Source organism: Bacteroides caecigallinarum (genome assembly GCF_016901995.1).
Taxonomy (GTDB): domain Bacteria; phylum Bacteroidota; class Bacteroidia; order Bacteroidales; family Bacteroidaceae; genus Phocaeicola; species Phocaeicola cellulolyticus.
The window spans coordinates 1-252 of sequence record NZ_JACJLE010000207.1 but is presented as its reverse complement, the minus strand read 5'-3'; the positions used below and the strand labels follow the sequence as shown (position 1 = coordinate 252).

Annotated in this window: 1 rRNA gene; it reads left to right on the top strand. The window is 49.2% G+C overall.

The window, feature by feature from the left end:
• Positions 1–252 (top strand): 23S ribosomal RNA (locus tag H6A61_RS15655); the annotation flags it as partial.

Here is a 252-nt window from a genome sequence, read left to right as displayed (position 1 = left end):
CTTAACGTTGGAGGTACCCGTACCGCAAACGGACACACGTAGTCGGGTTGAATATACTAAGGCGCTTGGGTGAATCACGGTTAAGGAACTAGGCAAATTGACCCTGTAACTTCGGAATAAAGGGTCCCTCCTCGCAAGAGAGGGCGCAGAGAATAGGTCCAGGCAACTGTTTAACAAAAACACAGGGCTGTGCTAATATGAAAGTAGATGTATACAGCCTGACACCTGCCCGGTGCTGGAAGGTTAAGAGGA